The organism is Rhodanobacter umsongensis (genome assembly GCF_042654965.1).
Classification (GTDB): domain Bacteria; phylum Pseudomonadota; class Gammaproteobacteria; order Xanthomonadales; family Rhodanobacteraceae; genus Rhodanobacter; species Rhodanobacter umsongensis.
The window spans coordinates 220016-234211 of the sequence record NZ_JBHSMK010000005.1; the positions used below are offsets into that span (position 1 = coordinate 220016).

At 67.4% G+C, this 14196-nt stretch carries 16 protein-coding genes; 10 read left to right on the top strand and 6 right to left on the bottom strand.

Features of this window, described 5'->3' with window-relative positions:
• Positions 1-3: 3 nt before the first annotated feature.
• From kdpA to ACFPME_RS10180, 3 genes are all read right to left on the bottom strand, one after another.
• A complete protein-coding gene (gene kdpA / locus ACFPME_RS10170; RefSeq protein WP_377304813.1) occupies positions 4-1779 on the bottom strand; it encodes a potassium-transporting ATPase subunit KdpA in 1776 nt (591 codons plus the stop codon).
• Positions 1776-1868: a K(+)-transporting ATPase subunit F gene (kdpF, locus tag ACFPME_RS10175; protein WP_140648480.1), complete on the bottom strand. Its 93-nt coding sequence runs from the start codon at positions 1866-1868 to the stop codon at positions 1776-1778. Before kdpF ends, kdpA begins: the two co-directional genes overlap by 4 nt.
• Before the next feature lie 257 nt (positions 1869-2125).
• Positions 2126-3106, bottom strand: a complete 981-nt coding sequence (locus ACFPME_RS10180) for a DedA family protein/thiosulfate sulfurtransferase GlpE (RefSeq protein WP_377304816.1) — start codon at positions 3104-3106, stop codon at positions 2126-2128.
• 156 nt (positions 3107-3262) lie between these two features.
• Here ACFPME_RS10180 and ACFPME_RS10185 point away from each other — a divergent pair, with 156 nt between their 5' ends.
• From ACFPME_RS10185 to ACFPME_RS10205, 5 genes are all read left to right on the top strand, one after another.
• Positions 3263-4264, top strand: coding sequence for a polyprenyl synthetase family protein (locus ACFPME_RS10185; RefSeq protein ID WP_377304818.1), 1002 nt, complete (start codon positions 3263-3265; stop codon positions 4262-4264).
• 232 nt (positions 4265-4496) lie between these two features.
• Complete coding sequence (locus ACFPME_RS10190; protein WP_377304820.1) at positions 4497-5117, top strand: YceI family protein; 621 nt, start codon at positions 4497-4499, stop codon at positions 5115-5117.
• Entirely contained in the window at positions 5114-5692 is a 579-nt protein-coding gene (locus ACFPME_RS10195) for a cytochrome b (RefSeq protein WP_377304822.1), read from the top strand. The genes ACFPME_RS10190 and ACFPME_RS10195 overlap by 4 nt, the downstream gene beginning before the upstream one ends.
• Positions 5692-6237, top strand: coding sequence for a YceI family protein (locus ACFPME_RS10200; RefSeq protein ID WP_377304824.1), 546 nt, complete (start codon positions 5692-5694; stop codon positions 6235-6237). Before ACFPME_RS10195 ends, ACFPME_RS10200 begins: the two co-directional genes overlap by 1 nt.
• A gap of 53 nt (positions 6238-6290) precedes the next feature.
• Positions 6291-7607 carry a DUF697 domain-containing protein gene (locus ACFPME_RS10205; protein WP_377304826.1) on the top strand — a complete coding sequence of 439 codons (1317 nt, stop codon included), beginning with the start codon at positions 6291-6293 and terminating at the stop codon, positions 7605-7607.
• A gap of 84 nt (positions 7608-7691) precedes the next feature.
• On the opposite strand, the gene ACFPME_RS10210 is transcribed toward ACFPME_RS10205, so the two are convergent.
• Positions 7692-7928 (bottom strand): glutaredoxin family protein, encoded by a 237-nt coding sequence (locus tag ACFPME_RS10210; protein ID WP_377304828.1) that lies wholly within the window; start codon positions 7926-7928, stop codon positions 7692-7694.
• Between the two features lie 78 nt (positions 7929-8006).
• Between ACFPME_RS10210 and ACFPME_RS10215 the strand changes: the two genes are divergently transcribed.
• A complete protein-coding gene (locus tag ACFPME_RS10215; protein ID WP_377304830.1) occupies positions 8007-9389 on the top strand; it encodes an L-serine ammonia-lyase in 1383 nt (460 codons plus the stop codon).
• A gap of 351 nt (positions 9390-9740) precedes the next feature.
• On the opposite strand, the gene ACFPME_RS10220 is transcribed toward ACFPME_RS10215, so the two are convergent.
• Together ACFPME_RS10220 and ACFPME_RS10225 are read right to left on the bottom strand one after the other, a co-directional pair.
• A complete protein-coding gene (locus tag ACFPME_RS10220) occupies positions 9741-10166 on the bottom strand; it encodes a cupin domain-containing protein (RefSeq protein ID WP_377304832.1) in 426 nt (141 codons plus the stop codon).
• Between the two features lie 79 nt (positions 10167-10245).
• On the bottom strand, positions 10246-10725 hold the full coding sequence (locus tag ACFPME_RS10225) for a carboxymuconolactone decarboxylase family protein (RefSeq protein WP_377304834.1): 480 nt from the start codon (positions 10723-10725) through the stop codon (positions 10246-10248).
• A gap of 268 nt (positions 10726-10993) precedes the next feature.
• Between ACFPME_RS10225 and ACFPME_RS10230 the strand changes: the two genes are divergently transcribed.
• The 4 genes from ACFPME_RS10230 to ACFPME_RS10245 all read left to right on the top strand — a co-directional run bounded on the left by ACFPME_RS10230 (position 10994) and on the right by ACFPME_RS10245 (position 14082).
• A complete protein-coding gene (locus tag ACFPME_RS10230; RefSeq protein ID WP_377304836.1) occupies positions 10994-12034 on the top strand; it encodes a LysR family transcriptional regulator in 1041 nt (346 codons plus the stop codon).
• 120 nt (positions 12035-12154) lie between these two features.
• Entirely contained in the window at positions 12155-12931 is a 777-nt protein-coding gene (locus tag ACFPME_RS10235; RefSeq protein ID WP_377304838.1) for an SDR family oxidoreductase, read from the top strand.
• Positions 12928-13545, top strand: coding sequence for a glutathione S-transferase family protein (locus ACFPME_RS10240; RefSeq protein WP_377304840.1), 618 nt, complete (start codon positions 12928-12930; stop codon positions 13543-13545). Before ACFPME_RS10235 ends, ACFPME_RS10240 begins: the two co-directional genes overlap by 4 nt.
• A 42-nt stretch (positions 13546-13587) precedes the next feature.
• Positions 13588-14082: an Ohr family peroxiredoxin gene (locus tag ACFPME_RS10245; protein ID WP_377304842.1), complete on the top strand. Its 495-nt coding sequence runs from the start codon at positions 13588-13590 to the stop codon at positions 14080-14082.
• The last annotated feature ends 114 nt before the right edge of the window (positions 14083-14196 follow it).

The window sequence follows — 14196 nt, forward strand, 5'->3', positions numbered from 1 at the left end:
GATTCAGTGTCCCGGCATCAGGGATTCGGCGATCGGCCCCAGGGCCAGCGCAGGAAGGAAGGTCAGCGCGCCGACCACGATCACCACGCAGGCCAGCAGGGCGACGAACAGCGGCGTGTGCGTGGGCAAGGTGCCGGCGGATTCGGGCACATGGCGCTTGGCAGCGAGCGAGCCGGCCATCGCCAGCATCGCGATGGCGAGCGGGTAACGTGCAAGAAACATGCAGATGCCCAGCAGCACGTTCCAGAATGGCGTGTTCGCCGAGAGGCCACCGAATGCGCTGCCGTTGTTGTTCGACGCCGAGCTGACCGCGTAGAGGATCTCGCTGAAACCATGCGCGCCCGGATTGGCGATGCCCGCCGCGCCGGCCGGCGTCATCACCGCGATCGCGGTGCCGATCACCACCAGCGCACATGGCAGCAGCACCGCGAGGCTGGCCATCTTCATCTCGTAGGCTTCGATCTTCTTGCCGAGGTATTCCGGCGTGCGGCCCACCATCAGCCCGGCGATGAACACCGCCACCACGGCGAACGCGAGCATGCCGTACAGACCCGAGCCGACGCCGCCGAAGACCACCTCGCCCAGCTGCATCAGCCACATCGGCACCAGGCCGCCGAGCGTGGTCAGCGAATCGTGCATCGCGTTCACCGCGCCGCACGAGGCGGCCGTGGTGATCGCGGCGAACAGGCCGGACGAGGCAATGCCGAAGCGCGTCTCCTTGCCTTCCATGTTGCCGCCGGCCTGCAGCGCCGAGGCGTGCGCATCCACCGCCAGCCCGTGCAGCGCCGGGTTGCCGGCCTGCTCCGCCGCGACCAGGCCGATCGTCAGCGGGATGAAGATCAGCAGCATCGTGGCGAGGATCGCCCGGCCCTGCCGACGGTCGCCGACCCTGCGGCCGAACATCACGCACAGGCCGCCGGGGATCAGAAAGATCGCCAGCATCTCGATGAAGTTGGAGAGCGGCGTGGGGTTCTCGTACGGATGCGCCGAGTTCGCGTTGAAGAAGCCGCCGCCGTTGGTGCCGAGCAGCTTGATCGCGACCTGCGAGGCGGCCGGACCCATCGGCAGGGTTTGCGTGGTGACTGTCATCTGCGTGGTCGCGTGGCCGGCGGCGTCCTTCGCGGTCGTCGAGTAGCTGCCCGCCTGCAGCACCGGCACGTCGTCATACGGCCTGAAGTTCTGCACCACGCCCTGCGAGACAAGCAACAGGCTCATCAGCAGCGACAACGGCAGCAGCACGTACAGCGTACTGCGCGTCAGGTCGACCCAGAAGTTGCCGATGCCCGCCGCGCTGCGCCGGCTGAAGCCGCGCACCACCGCCACCAGCACCGCGATGCCGGTCGCCGCGGAGAGGAAGTTCTGCACCGCCAGGCCCAGCATCTGGGTCAGGTAGCTCATCGTCGACTCGCCGGCGTAGCCCTGCCAGTTGGTGTTGCTGGCGAAGCTGATCGCGGTGTTCATCGCCGAATCCGGCGGTACCGCGGCGAAGTGCTGCGGATTCAGCGGCAGCCACGGCTGTGTCCGCTGCAACAGATAAACGGCCAGCAGGCCGAGCACGTTGAACAGCAGCATGGCCAGCGCATAGCGCTTCCAGCCCATCTCCTCGTCGGTGCGAATGCCGCACAGGCGATAGATGCCGCGCTCCACGGGGCAACCCCATCGAGTGATGCGGTTCGGCGCATCGGCAAAGACCAGCGCCATGTAGTCGCCGACCGGCTTCACCAGCAACAGCAGTACCAGCAGGAACAGGCCGATCTGCAGGAAATCGTTGGTGGTCATTCGAACCACTCCGGTTTGAGCAGGGCCACGCAGAGGTAGCCGGCCAGCGCCACCGCGATGAGCGCGGCGAGGACGTAGAGGACGTTCATGGTTGGGAACTCATGCAGTGCGGAAGGACGAACCGGCCAACCGGGTCTAGTTGCGCGGGCCCAGCCGATCGCAGATCAGCACAATGCCCAGCGCGGCCGCACACAGAACGAGCAGGAACAGCAGGTAGACGAAATCCATCGGCGTCGACTCATGGAAAGGACGACGCGCACGTAGGAAGTGCCGTATAAGAAAGGGGTAGCGATCTGGCCGCTGCGCGTATAAAACGCGTAAAGTTTTCCGCACCACCCGGCAGGGATCAGACCGTCATGTGCAGCGGATCGGCACCGCTGCCAGCGGCGACCGGCAGCCGGTCGATCGTGTAGCCCGCCGCATCCCACGCATCCAGGCCACCCAGCAACGGACGGACGCGACGGTAGCCGATCGCCATCAGCAGCTTGGCCGCTCTGGCGGCGGACACTTCGTTCGGGCAGCTGCAGTAGATCACCAGCTCCCGATCCGGCGAAATACCGGCCAGTGCCCGATCGACACCTTCGAGGTCGGCCAGCAAGGCGCCGGGGATGATCCGCGAATCGAGCAGACGCGCGGCCTGCGAACGCACGTCGACCACCACGGGCGATTGTCCGTCGGCGATGGACTGGTTCAGCTCATCCACCGTGATGCGCGCCATGCGCAGCGCCAGCAGCAGGCGCCGCCGCTGCCACCACTTGGCGGCGATGTACAGCGCCAGCAGAACCAGCAGCAGTTCAAACGCCACCGTACCGGCACTGGCCAGCGCCGCCAGTACCACGTCGATCTGCGCCGCGAAGGCATGCCCCAGGCCCACCGCAACGCCGGCCCACAGCAGCGAGCCGAGTCCGTCCAGCAGCAGGAACGAGGGCAGGCGCAGACCCATCGCACCGACCAGCGGCGGCGCCACCGTCGACAGCCCCGGCACGAACTTGGCGATCAACAGCACCCGTCCGCGCCAGCGCTGGAAGCGCAGTTCGGATTGCTTCACGCAGGAGTCCGGCGACAGCGAAATGCGGCAGATCGTGCGCATCACACCGGAGCCGAAGCGCCGTCCCGCCCAATACCAGACCAGGTCGCTGATCAGGCAGGCCAGCACCGCGGCCAGCACCACGCCCGCCACCGGCAGCTTGCCGTTCGCCGCCAGCGCACCGGCCACGATCATGGTGGGCACCGCCGGCACCGGCACGCCGGCCTGCTCCACCAGCACGTTGAAGAACACCAGCAGCAAGCCGTACTGCGCGATGAGCGTGATGATTTCATGGGCCATTGGAGCGGTACTCGGCGCAGGTGCGCAAACTGCAGGCGATCATGATTGGGCCGGCGCCCGGCGATTGCAAACCTGCGGCGCGGTTGCCGCGACACGCTGCGGCGCAATCGTGCGCACGGCCCTATAATCGCCACGATACGCCGCCTTGAAGCCCCGATGACCCCGATGCCCGCCGACGCCAGCCGCCCCGCCGACTTCGCCCATGTGCGCGATCTTGCCGCCGCCGACATGCAGCGGGTGGACGCGCTGATCCGCCAGCGGCTGTCGTCCGACGTGGTGCTGATCAACCAGATCGCCGACCACATCATCGCCAGCGGCGGCAAGCGGCTGCGCCCCATGCTGCACGTACTGGCTGCCGGTGCCGCCGGCTACCAGGGCGAGCACCACACCAAGCTGGCGGCGATCATCGAGTTCATCCACACCTCCACCTTGCTGCACGACGACGTGGTCGACGAGTCCGACCTGCGCCGCGGCCGCAAGACCGCCAACGCACTTTGGGGCAACGCCGCCAGCGTGCTGGTCGGCGACTTCCTGTACTCGCGTTCGTTCCAGCTGATGGTGGAACTGGATGACATGCGCATCATGCGCATCCTCGCCGACACCACCAACACCATCGCCGAGGGCGAAGTGCTGCAGTTGCTCAACATCGGCAACGCCGACGTCAGCGAAGCGGCGTACCTGGCGGTGATCGAGCGCAAGACCGCCGTACTGTTCGCCGCCGCCACCGAACTGGGCGGCATCCTCGGCGGCCTGCCCGAGGAGCAGGTGGCCGCACTGCGCCATTACGGCATGGAACTGGGCTACGCGTTCCAGATCGCCGACGACCTGCTCGACTACGTTTCCGATCCCGACACCCTGGGCAAGAACATCGGCGACGACCTCGCCGAAGGCAAGCCGACCCTGCCGCTGATCTACGCGCTGGAGAAGGCGAACCCGGAACAGGCGCAGTCGCTGCGCCATGCGATCGAACACGGCGGCCTCGACTCGCTCGACCGCATCATCGCCTCGATCCGGGACTCCGGTGCGCTGGAACGCACCCGCGCACGCGCCCTGATCCATGCCCAGGCCGCCCGCGATGCGCTGTCGGCATTGCCCGCCTCGGCTTGCCGCGATGCGCTGGCGATGCTGGCCGATCATTCGGTGCACCGCACGTTCTGAACGGTTGGCCGGCTTCGAGCTGACTCGACCGCGCCATGCGTGGCTGCCGGGGGAGGGCGAGGCGCCGAACGGCATCATTCTCGCTACCGTTCGCCCCGAGCCTGTCGAAAGGCTTCCCCAAGCCCGCGAAACCCCGCCCGAACCGGAGCCTTCCGCGAAGGGGTCGGCCACGGAACCCATCGTTCAGCCTTGGCCGCTGGCAGCGCCGCCGTCAATCGGCCAGACTCCGCCCATGTTCCGTTTGCGCTCAATCCGCTGCCTGTGGTGCCTCGCGGCGATGCTGCTGCCGCTGGCCCCGGCGCGCGCCGCCAGCGCCAGCTACCGCTATGACACGGTACACAGCCAGATTGTTTTCAGCATCAGTCACGACGGCTATTCCCGTCCGTTTGGCCGGTTGCACATCGCCAGGGGCTGGCTGCGGTTCGACCCTGACGACTGGAGCACCGCCGCTACCGAACTGGATATCGATGTGGCGGGGGTGGACATGGGTGATGCGGATTGGAACAAGGCCGTGTGCAAGCCGGCCCTGCTCGATTGCGCACGCTACCGCTACGCGCATTTCACCAGCAGCCGCGTCGAGTCCGTGGACGATCGCCATGGCGTGCTGCATGGCCAGCTCACCCTGCGCGGCGTCACCTTGCCGCTGAGCCTTCCCTTCACCTTCAACCGCGTCGGCAGGACCATCTACGGGCTGCATACGGTTGCCGGCTTTTCGGCCAACACCTCGCTGGACCGCGAGGCGTTCGGGCTTACTTCCAACGCCAACTCGATCGGCCAGCTAGTAAGTATCTGGCTGGAACTTGAAGCGATCCGCGACGAACACGCCGCCGCTACCCCGAAGGAGCAACCATGAGTCTGCGCAGCAACGATCGTCAGTGGGGTTCGGTCGCCAAGTTCTTCCATTGGGTCATCGCGCTGGCCATCCTGGGCAACGGCACCTTCGGCCTGCTGATGGATCTGGCGCATTCGCCGATGCAGAAGATCAACTGGCTCGCACTGCACAAGTCGATCGGCCTGACCGTGCTGACGCTGGTGCTGCTGCGTGTGTTGTGGCGCTGGCGCGACGGTCGCCCACGGGAAGCGGCGGCGCCGCGCTGGCAGCAGCGGGCCGCACGCGCCGCACACGGCGTGCTGTATGTGCTGATCGTGGCGCTGCCGCTCAGCGGCTGGTGGTTCAACTCGATCTCCGGCAAACCGCTGCAGTGGTTCAAGCAGTTCAACCTGCCGGCGCTGGCGGCGAAGAACGACGCATTGCGCGACTTCGCGCACGGCGTGCACGAGTACCTGTTCTGGTTTCTGCTGCTGGTGCTGGTGGCGCACGTGGGCGCCGCGCTGAAACATCATGTGTTCGACAACGACAATGTGTTGCGCCGGATGCTGCCATTCGGCCGCCTGCGCAATGACTCCGTGCAAAGAGGAGACTCCTGATGCATCGCCTTGCCATGCTGCTCGCGCTTGCCCTTCCCTTCACCGCCACCGCCGCTGACTACACGGTGCAGCCCGGCGCCAGCACGCTGGGTTTCAGCGATACCTTCCAGGGCGAAACCTTCCAGGGCCACTTCGGCCAGTGGACCGCGGCGATCAGCTACGACGCGGTCAACCTCGCCAGTTCGAAGTTTGACGTCGACGTGGTCCTGGCCAGCGCAAAAACCGGCGACAACGACCGCGACGGTGCGCTGCCCGGTTCGGATTTCTTCGACGTGGCGAAATTCCCGAGGGCACACTTCGTCACCACCGGGTTCCGTCGCAGCGGCGGCCAGGTGGTTGCCGACGGCAACCTCACCCTGCGTGGCGTGACCCGGCCGATCAGCCTGCAGGTGATGTTCAAGCCGCAAGGCAACGGCGCCACGCTGGACGTCGCCGGTACCGTCAAGCGGCTCGATTTCGGCGTGGGCGGCGGCGACTACGCCGACACGTCGGTGATCGGGGCGGACGTGAAGATCACCGCACACCTGCAGCTGGCGCCGAAGTAAACGTGACCGGCGGCAGTCCGTGGCAGCGCCTGCGGGGCTGGATCAAACCGGCCATGCGCGCACCGTCGACGCCTGCCTCGCGAGCGGCCGTGGCCGGTCCGTCCCGCGTCGCCGACAGCCTGCGCAACCTGCTCGACGACCCGACCATCCCGGCCTCGGTACGCAGTGAACTGGCCACCGATTTCGGGCGCATCGAGACGATGCTGGCCAAGCTTGAACGCGGCGAGCTGCACGTCGCCGTGTTCGGTCGGGTCTCCGCCGGCAAGTCGGCGCTGGGCAATGCGCTGCTCGGCCGCGAGGCGTTCACGGTCGGTGTCCTGCACGGCACCACCACCGATGCCGAGCACGCGATGCTGGACGAGGCGCAGCACGACGGCCTGGTGTTGATCGACACGCCGGGCATCAACGAACTGGACGGCGAGGCACGCGAGCGGCTTGCGTTCGAGGTAGCCGAAGTCAGCGACCTGGTGGTCTTCGTCGGCGATGCCGACCTCACCCGCGAAGAGCTCGACGCGCTGAAGACGCTCGCCGCCACCCAGCGTCCTTTGCTGCTGGCGTTGAACAAGGCCGACCGCTATGGCGCCGGGGAACTCGCGGACCTGCTGGCCCATCTGCGCCTGCGCGTGGCCGGACTGGTGCACCCCGAGGATGTGATCGCGGTGGCTGCGCGCCCGGCCGCACAGCGCGTGGTCGACGTCGATGCGCGCGGCCGCGAGCAATCGCGTGAGCAATCGCACCCACCCGACGTGGCCGCACTGCGCGAGCGACTGCTGGCGATCGCGGCGCGCGAAGGCAAGACGCTCTCGGCTATCAACGCCGGCCTCTATGCGGGCCGGCTCACCGACCAGGTCAGCGCGCGCATCGCAAAGACGCGGCAGGCGGTCGCGGCGAAACTGATCCACAACTACTGCATCGCCAAAGGCGTCGCGGTGGCGCTGAATCCCATTCCCGTCGCCGACCTGCTCGCCGCCGCCGGGCTGGACGCGGCGATGGTGGTGCAGCTGTCGCGGGTCTACGGCCTGCCGCTGACCCGTGCCGAATCCGGGCGGCTGGTGGCGGTGATCTCGGCGCAGCTGGCCGCCCTGATGGGCGCGATCTGGGGCATGCAGCTGGTCGCCTCCGCACTTAAGGGCGTCACCGCCGGCCTGTCGGTGCTGGTCACTGCCGCGGCACAGGGCGCACTGGGCTGGTACGCCACCGTGCTGATCGGCCGCGCCGCCGAACGCTACCTGGTCGCCGGCAAATCCTGGGGCGAGGCCGGCGCCAAGCGCGCGGTCGCCGACATCGTGGCCGGCCTCGACCGCGACTCGATCCTGCGCGAGGCGCGCGAGGAAATCCTCAAGCGGCTGAAAACTCGCCGCGCCCCGTAAGAGCCCGCTCGCGGGCGATGCTTTCGTACGGGAATCGGGAATCGGGAATCGGGAATCGGAAGAGCATCGCTCGCCAGCGGGCTCCTACGTGAGGCGCGTGAGAAATGTCTGCACCGCCGCGGCATCGAACGGCCAATCCAGTTCACGCCCGTCGCGGACGTCGCGCAGCACCGGCACGCGCGTGCCGTAGCGCTGTTCCAGCTCATCCGCGTCATCGACCCACACGCTGTCGAAATCCGGCGCACGCGCCTCGGCCAGCACGGCCAGCGCCAGGTCGCACAGGTGGCAGTAATCGCGCTGGTACAGGATCAAGTCGGACATGCGCTTGCGAATGGACTGCCAAAGCCGGGGACGCCGCGTAGAATAGCCGGTTCGCTCCCTTCCCTCAGCAGTGCAGCCATGGCCGTCAGCGTATTCGACCTGTTCAAGATCGGCATCGGTCCGTCTTCTTCGCATACGGTCGGACCGATGCGCGCGGCCGCGCGCTTTGCCGAGCGCTGGCTGGATGAGAAAGGCGTGCTCGATCGCGTGGTGCGCGTACGCGCGGAACTGCATGGCTCGCTGGCGATGACCGGCCGCGGCCACGGCACCGACAAGGCGGTGCTGCTGGGGCTGGAAGGCCAGCATCCGGACACGGTCGATCCGGACCGCATCCCGGCCACGCTCGAACGCATCCGCGGCACGCAGCGCCTGCGCGTGCTGGGCAGGCACGAGATCGCCTTCGACGAAAAAAGCGACCTCATCTTCAACAAGCGCCAGAAGCTGCCGTTCCACACCAATGGCATGCGTTTCAGCGCGTATGACGCCGATGGCAACGAACTGGCCACGCGCGACTACTACTCGGTCGGCGGCGGCTTCGTGGTAAACCAGGACGAAGCGGCCGAAGACCGCATCGTCGCCGACACCACCGAGCAGCCGTACCCGTTCAACACCGGCGACGACATGCTGGCGCTGTGCAAGCAGCACGGCCTGACCATCGCGCAATTGATGATGGCCAACGAGAGCGTATGGCGCCCCGAAGCGGAAACCCGCGCCGGCCTGCTCACCATCTGGCAGGCGATGCAGGATTGCGTCGCGCGTGGCCTGCGTTCGCCCGGCGTGCTACCCGGCGGCCTGAAAGTGCACCGCCGCGCACCCGCCATGCTGGAGGAACTGCGCACCCAGCCGGAAGCGGCGCTGAAAGATCCGCTGACCATCCTCGACTGGGTCAACCTGTACGCGCTGGCGGTGAACGAGGAGAACGCCGCCGGCGGCCGCGTGGTCACCGCGCCGACCAACGGCGCGGCCGGCATCGTACCTGCGGTCGGCCACTACTACTTGCGCTTCTGCCCGCAGGCCACCGAGGAAGGCATCCTCAACTACCTGCTGACGGCCGCGGCGATCGGCATCCTGTACAAGGAAAACGCTTCGATCTCCGGCGCCGAAGTCGGCTGCCAGGGCGAAGTCGGCGTGGCCTGCTCGATGGCCGCCGGCGGCCTCACCGCCGCCCTCGGCGGCAACGTGATGCAGGTGGAGAACGCCGCCGAGATCGGCATGGAACACAACCTCGGCCTCACCTGCGATCCGATCGGCGGGCTGGTGCAGATCCCCTGCATCGAACGCAACGCGATGGGCTCGGTCAAGGCGATCAACGCCAGCCGCATGGCCCTGAAGAGCGACGGCAAGCACCGCGTCAGCCTCGACAAGGTGATCAAGACCATGCGCGACACCGGCCGCGACATGAAGGACAAGTACAAGGAAACATCGCGGGGCGGATTGGCGGTCAACGTCATCGAGTGCTGACCGACATCGCGCCGGCCCTCCTTCGCCGGTCCCTGCCAGCCGTGGGCAGGGCGGGCTGCGGCGCGAGCCCGGCCACCCGCCGGCCGGGCCAGTTCTTCGGGAATGCGCTGCACTGGACGGGGGTGATGCGTTCGCCGCCGCTTTCGCAAGACCAGGACGGACTGCGGCCCGCCATCGATGTTGCGCGGCACGGCGCGGTGGCCGTCGATCATCGCCGGATCATGCGCAACGCATGCTTGTAGCGCCGAGTGGCGGCGAACAGGAGCCGGGCGCCCACCGACCATCGGCCCAGGGAAGCTGTGGCATGACCACGGGCCGCCATCGCCGGCCCGTGACCCGAGGCGGAAGGCCTCAATGCTCCGGGATCAGCACCGGCTTGTTCTGGTCCTTCAGCAGCAGCACCAGGAATCTGGCCGGCTTGGTCTTGCTGGCATTGCGGCCAATCGTGTGCACGTCGTCCGGCCCTTCGTAGAAGGTCTGCCCCGGCCCCAGGGTCACCGGCTTGTCGCCATTCAGGCCCATCACGATCGAGCCTTCAAGCACATAGACGAAGGCATGGGCGTGGTGGCGATGGACCGGATCGACCGAGCCGGGCGGGTAGGTGACCAGGATCATCTTGCCTTCCTTGCCGGGATAGTCCTTGAGGGCCTTGGTCATCAGGTCCGAGACCTTGGCCATCGGCGCGGTCGATGTGGGGGAGGCCTGCTCCGCCGGCTGGGCCGCGGCCACGCCGGAAACGAGCAGGAGCAGCAGCCCGAAGGTCTTGAAGGTGTGCATGGGTGTCTCCTCGTGAATGTCCCGCACCCTCAGGCCGGGTGCTGGGGATGCGGCCGGCGCGGCGACGCCGGACCGGGATTCAGGCCAGGCCGGCCTTGTCGAGCCCGTACGCCTTGTCGGCGCTGCCGGGGACGCTGGTGAAGGCGACATTGATGCGGTTCCAGGCGTTGATCGCCATCACCGCGTAGGTGAGATCGGTGAGATCCTTCTCGGAGAACTGCTCGCGGACGAGCGCGTAGATGTCATCGGGGACGCCGTGCGGCGGAAGCTGGGTCAGCACCTCGGTCCACGCCAGCGCCGCACGCTCGCGCTCGGAAAACAGCGGGGACTCGCGCCAGACCGGCAGGTGGTGGATGCGCAGCGGACGCTCGCCGTGAATCATCGCCTGCTTGATATGCATGTCCACGCAGAAGGCGCAGCCGTTCATCTGCGAGGCACGGATCTCGACGAGGTGGCCGATGGTCGCCTCGACGCCGCCCTGCGCCGCCTGCATGCTGATGGCAACGAGTTTCTTGAAGAGCTCGGGGGCTTGCTGCTGGTAGTCGATTCGCTGGGTCATGGGGATCCTCGCTGGTCATGTGGCCCTTCCTCAGATCGGCTGAGGTGTCCGCTCGCGCTCGATGGCGCAGCGGTGCCCAGCCTAGGTTCCCGGCGATGCTTGCGGTAGGCCCGTCGGCGGGCTCGCGGTGTTGCTCCCCAGGAACCAATCCGTGACGGTGTCACACTCGCAGCCGCCAAAACGTCTGTCAGGTATGAGCCGGCGATGCCGGTGCTGGATGCGCTTCGCAGTAGCCGCCGCGAAGCCCTGAACCTGCCGGACCCGAACGATGACTTTTGATTCGCAAGATCACCCCCACTGCACCAACAGCGACGCCCTCGCATCGAGTTTCTCGGCGAGCTGCGCCGGCGTGCTCGCGTTCATCGCCGTGGCGACCGAAGGCAATTTCGCCCGCGCGGGCGACCGCCTCGGCATCGGCCGCTCGGCGGTCAGCCGCAGCGTGCAGAAGCTCGAGGCCCAGTTGGGCACGCGGCTGTTCCTGCGCACCACCCGGCGCACCACGCTGACCCGCGAGGGCGAATTGTTCTACCGCAACTGCCGTCCGGGCGTGGAGCGGATCGTGCAGGCACTGGAAGACATGCGCGATCTGCGCGAAGGACCGCCCCGTGGCCAGCTGCGAATCAGCGCCACGTCGGGATTCGGGCGCCGCGTCGTGGCGCCGCTGCTCAACGGCTTCCGCGTCCGCCATCCGGAGATCGCCGTCGATCTGCTGCTCGACGACCGCATCACCGACTTCAGCGCGGATCGGATCGACGTGGCGTTTCGCGACGGGCGCCTGGACGACAGTCAGGTGATCGCCAAGCAGCTGATCCCGATGCCGATGTTGGTCTGCGCGTCGCCCGCCTACCGGCGCGACCATGGACTGCCGCGACAGGTGGAGGAGCTGGCCGGACACAGTTGCATCAATCTCCGCACGGCGTCAGGCAGGATCTTCGAATGGGAGTTCAAGGTCGGTGGCCGGGCGCAGAAATTCCTGCCCTCGTCCAGCTGCACGTTCAACGATGACGAACTGGTGCTGCAGGCCGTGCTCGACGGCCAGGGCATCGCACAGATGGCGGGCTACCAGGTCAGCGAGCACCTGCGTGCCGGCCGGCTGGTGGCGTGCCTGGCGCAATACGCGCCCGACGATCGCGGGCACTACCTCTGCTACCCGAGCCGTCAGCAACTGCCGGGGCGGATCCGGGTGTTCATCGACTACATGACCACCGCCGTGCGCGCCCTGGACCTGGGGTGCTCGATCGGGTTGAGCCCGATGCCGTCGGCCGTCCCGCGCGGGGCGCGGGACGCATTGGCGGTGGGTACTGCCTGAGGATTGGTGTGTCGCAGGCAACACCGCGAGTCCGCCGGCGGTCCTACCGGCTGCCGTTGGCGGCGCCTAGCATGACCCCCACTGCGCGCCACAGGCGCCAACGCAACGCGGAGGTTTCCCATGAAAATTCTTGTGATCGGCGGTACCGGACTCATCGGCAGCAAAGTCGTCGAGCGCCTGCGCAAGCGCGGCCACGAAGCGGTGCCCGCCGCACCGTCCTCGGGCGTCAACACTCTCACCGGCGAAGGCCTGGACGCGGCCATGACGGGGACCGACGTGGTGGTGGACCTGGCCAACTCCCCTTCGTTCGAGGACAAGGCCGTCATGGATTTCTTCCAGACATCGGGACGCAACCTCGCCGCCGCGGAGAAGAAAGCCGGCGTGAAGCATCATGTGGCGCTGTCGGTGGTGGGCACCGGTCGTCCCGCGTTTGCGACCAGCGGGTACATCCGCGCCAAGATGGCCCAGGAAGACCTGATCCGCGCCGCCGGCATCCCGTACACCATCGTCCATTCCACCCAGTTCTTCGAGTTCCTCAACGGCATTGCCGGCGACGGCTCCAAGGGGCAGGAGATCCACCTTTCGAGCGGGCTGATGCAGCCGATCGCCTCGGACGACGTCGCCGATGCGGTCACCGACTACGCACTCGGCGCCCCGGTCAACGGCATGGTGGAAATCGGCGGCCCCGAAAAAGCGCCGTTGGCGGCATGGGTGCAGCGCTTCCTCGCCGCCATCGGCGATTCGCGCAAGGTCGTCGCGGATCCGAAAGCGCCCTACTTCGGCGCCGTGCTGGAGCCGGACACGCTGCTGCCGGGCGATGGCGCACGGCTGGGCGCACAGGACTTCCAGACATGGTTCGCCCGCTCGATGTTCGCCAGCCGCGGAACGGCAGCGTGAAGCTCTACTACCTGCCCGGTGCCTGTCCACTCGCCGGGCACATCGTGCTCGAATGGATCGGTGCGCCGTACGAAACGGTGAGGATGAGTCACGACAGCGTCCACTCACCGGAGTATCGAGCCCGCAATGCCGGGGGCACCGTGCCGCTGCTGGAACACGGTGACTTCACGCTTGCCGAGAACGTCGCGATCCTCGGCTACCTGGCCGATCTGCATCCCGAAGCGGGGCTGCTCGGCGACGGCACACCGCGCGGCCGCGCCGAAGTGATGCGCTGGCTGGGGTTTCTCAACTCCGACGTGCACAAGGCGTTCCTGCCGATCTTCAATGCCTCGCTTTTTCTTCGAGAGGAAGCCATGGCCGGCGAGCTCGCCCGCAACGCCAGTTTGCACATACGCACGCTGCTCGAACGGCTCGACGCACAGCTTGCCGGCCGCGACTGGCTGACCGGGACGCGCTCGGTCGCCGACCCTTATCTGCTGGTGATCCTGCGCTGGACCGTCAACCACGACATCGGCCTGCACGGCCTGAGCCACCTGATGCGCTTCGCCCGCCGCATGGAGGACGATCCGGGCGTGCAGGCGGCCATCCTTGCCGAAGAGGGCGTCCTCGCCTGAGGTCGACCGGTCATCCACGATCGAAGCGCGCCGAACCCGACCATGACCGAACTGAAGCCACCGCCCGTCTCCCTGCTCGACAAGCATCATGGGGCGGATTTCCTCCCGCTCTACACGGCGACCGTGCGCGTCAGTGGCGGCGAATCCCGGCACGGCCGCGCTTCCGGCGTGGCCCGCTCCGCCGATGGAGTCCTCGACCTGCAGTTGCGGATGCCCGAGCAACTGGGCGGTCCGGGTGGCGGCACCAACCCGGAGCAGCTGTTCGCCGCCGGCTACGCCGCCTGCTTCCACGGCGCATTGAGCCTGCTCGCGACGCGCGCAAACGTGACCATCCCCGACGCCGAGGTCGTCGCCTCGGTCACCTTCGGCCGCGACCCGGTCGATGGCCTGTTCACGCTCACCGCGGATATCCGCATCCGCCTGCCCGGTGTCGACCGGGCGATCGCCGAAGAGCTGGTGCGCAATACCGAGCGCATCTGCCCCTACGCGAAGATGGCCAGGACAGGGATCGAGTGCGTGGTTTCGCTCGCCCCGTGATCGTGCGGCGGTCGAAATGGCCACTGGCACCCACGCCCCGTCCGCCACCACTGCCGAAAGCCGGAGGGCTCGGATCGGGGAACGTCGCCGAGACCGGCATGAAACACCAACCGG

Bases quoted from the DNA above. Each gene is read 5' to 3' on its own strand.
- kdpA (WP_377304813.1), bottom strand. From the start codon at position 1,779: ATGACCACCAACGATTTCCTGCAGATCGGCCTGTTCCTGCTGGTACTG.
- kdpF (WP_140648480.1), bottom strand. From the start codon at position 1,868: ATGAACGTCCTCTACGTCCTCGCCGCGCTCATCGCGGTGGCGCTGGCC.
- ACFPME_RS10180 (WP_377304816.1), bottom strand. From the start codon at position 3,106: ATGGCCCATGAAATCATCACGCTCATCGCGCAGTACGGCTTGCTGCTG.
- ACFPME_RS10185 (WP_377304818.1), top strand. From the start codon at position 3,263: ATGACCCCGATGCCCGCCGACGCCAGCCGCCCCGCCGACTTCGCCCAT.
- ACFPME_RS10190 (WP_377304820.1), top strand. From the start codon at position 4,497: ATGTTCCGTTTGCGCTCAATCCGCTGCCTGTGGTGCCTCGCGGCGATG.
- ACFPME_RS10195 (WP_377304822.1), top strand. From the start codon at position 5,114: ATGAGTCTGCGCAGCAACGATCGTCAGTGGGGTTCGGTCGCCAAGTTC.
- ACFPME_RS10200 (WP_377304824.1), top strand. From the start codon at position 5,692: ATGCATCGCCTTGCCATGCTGCTCGCGCTTGCCCTTCCCTTCACCGCC.
- ACFPME_RS10205 (WP_377304826.1), top strand. From the start codon at position 6,291: ATGCGCGCACCGTCGACGCCTGCCTCGCGAGCGGCCGTGGCCGGTCCG.
- ACFPME_RS10210 (WP_377304828.1), bottom strand. From the start codon at position 7,928: ATGTCCGACTTGATCCTGTACCAGCGCGATTACTGCCACCTGTGCGAC.
- ACFPME_RS10215 (WP_377304830.1), top strand. From the start codon at position 8,007: ATGGCCGTCAGCGTATTCGACCTGTTCAAGATCGGCATCGGTCCGTCT.
- ACFPME_RS10220 (WP_377304832.1), bottom strand. From the start codon at position 10,166: ATGCACACCTTCAAGACCTTCGGGCTGCTGCTCCTGCTCGTTTCCGGC.
- ACFPME_RS10225 (WP_377304834.1), bottom strand. From the start codon at position 10,725: ATGACCCAGCGAATCGACTACCAGCAGCAAGCCCCCGAGCTCTTCAAG.
- ACFPME_RS10230 (WP_377304836.1), top strand. From the start codon at position 10,994: ATGACTTTTGATTCGCAAGATCACCCCCACTGCACCAACAGCGACGCC.
- ACFPME_RS10235 (WP_377304838.1), top strand. From the start codon at position 12,155: ATGAAAATTCTTGTGATCGGCGGTACCGGACTCATCGGCAGCAAAGTC.
- ACFPME_RS10245 (WP_377304842.1), top strand. From the start codon at position 13,588: ATGACCGAACTGAAGCCACCGCCCGTCTCCCTGCTCGACAAGCATCAT.